The following is a 1,785-nucleotide window of genomic DNA, read 5'->3' as shown; positions in this document are numbered from 1 at the left end:
CTTTGAAAACTGAACAAAGTTTCGTATAAATGTAGGTTCTTCAGCATTTTGCTGAAGGAAGAATTAAAACATTAAACGAAGTCAATTCGCTTATAACAAAAACAATAATGAGCTCTTTGAGCTCTCTTAATTTGAGAGTTTGATCCTGGCTCAGGATGAACGCTGGCGGCGTGCCTAATACATGCAAGTCGAACGAGCTTAACTTAATGATTGAGGTGCTTGCACCGATCGACTTAAGAGCGGCGAGTGGCGGATGGGTGAGTAACACGTGGGCAACCTGCCCTTAAGTGGGGGATAACATTTGGAAACAGATGCTAATACCGCATAAATCTTCAAACCACATGGTTTGAAGCTGAAAGATGGTTTCGGCTATCACTTAAGGATGGACCCGCGGCGCATTAGTTAGTTGGTGAGGTAAAGGCTCACCAAGACGATGATGCGTAGCCGACCTGAGAGGGTGATCGGCCACATTGGGACTGAGACACGGCCCAAACTCCTACGGGAGGCAGCAGTAGGGAATCTTCCACAATGGACGCAAGTCTGATGGAGCAACGCCGCGTGAGTGAAGAAGGTTTTCGGATCGTAAAACTCTGTTGTTGGAGAAGAACATGCGTGAGAGTAACTGTTCATGTATTGACGGTATCCAACCAGAAAGCCACGGCTAACTACGTGCCAGCAGCCGCGGTAATACGTAGGTGGCAAGCGTTATCCGGATTTATTGGGCGTAAAGCGAGCGCAGGCGGTTTTTTAAGTCTGATGTGAAAGCCCCCGGCTTAACCGGGGAAGTGCATCGGAAACTGGGAAACTTGAGTGCAGAAGAGGACAGTGGAACTCCATGTGTAGCGGTGAAATGCGTAGATATATGGAAGAACACCAGTGGCGAAGGCGGCTGTCTGGTCTGTAACTGACGCTGAGGCTCGAAAGCATGGGTAGCGAACAGGATTAGATACCCTGGTAGTCCATGCCGTAAACGATGAATACTAGGTGTTGGAGGGTTTCCGCCCTTCAGTGCCGCAGCTAACGCATTAAGTATTCCGCCTGGGGAGTACGACCGCAAGGTTGAAACTCAAAGGAATTGACGGGGGCCCGCACAAGCGGTGGAGCATGTGGTTTAATTCGAAGCAACGCGAAGAACCTTACCAGGTCTTGACATCTTCTGCCAACCCAAGAGATTGGGCGTTCCCTTCGGGGACAGAATGACAGGTGGTGCATGGTTGTCGTCAGCTCGTGTCGTGAGATGTTGGGTTAAGTCCCGCAACGAGCGCAACCCTTATTATTAGTTGCCAGCATTAAGTTGGGCACTCTAGTGAGACTGCCGGTGACAAACCGGAGGAAGGTGGGGACGACGTCAAATCATCATGCCCCTTATGACCTGGGCTACACACGTGCTACAATGGATGGTACAACGAGTTGCGAACCCGCGAGGGCAAGCTAATCTCTTAAAGCCATTCTCAGTTCGGACTGTAGGCTGCAACTCGCCTACACGAAGTCGGAATCGCTAGTAATCGCGGATCAGCATGCCGCGGTGAATACGTTCCCGGGCCTTGTACACACCGCCCGTCACACCATGAGAGTTTGTAACACCCGAAGCCGGTGGGGTAACCCTTTTAGGGAGCTAGCCGTCTAAGGTGGGACAGATGATTAGGGTGAAGTCGTAACAAGGTAGCCGTAGGAGAACCTGCGGCTGGATCACCTCCTTTCTAAGGATAGTTGTTACGGAAAGCCGAAAGGTGGCGTAACAACACGGAAAACCTACATTTGAAACTTTGTTCAGTTTTGAGGGGA

At 50.3% G+C, this 1,785-nt stretch carries 1 rRNA gene; it reads left to right on the top strand.

Annotated elements, in window-relative coordinates:
• Positions 1–127 precede the first annotated feature (127 nt).
• Positions 128–1,700, top strand: a 16S ribosomal RNA gene (locus GN107_RS11270).
• Positions 1,701–1,785 lie beyond the last annotated feature (85 nt).

Source organism: Lacticaseibacillus zhaodongensis, assembly GCF_009687905.1.
Taxonomy (GTDB): Bacteria; Bacillota; Bacilli; order Lactobacillales; family Lactobacillaceae; genus Lacticaseibacillus; species Lacticaseibacillus zhaodongensis.
The sequence above is the reverse complement of the archived record's forward strand: the minus strand, read 5'-3'. Positions and strand labels throughout refer to the sequence as shown.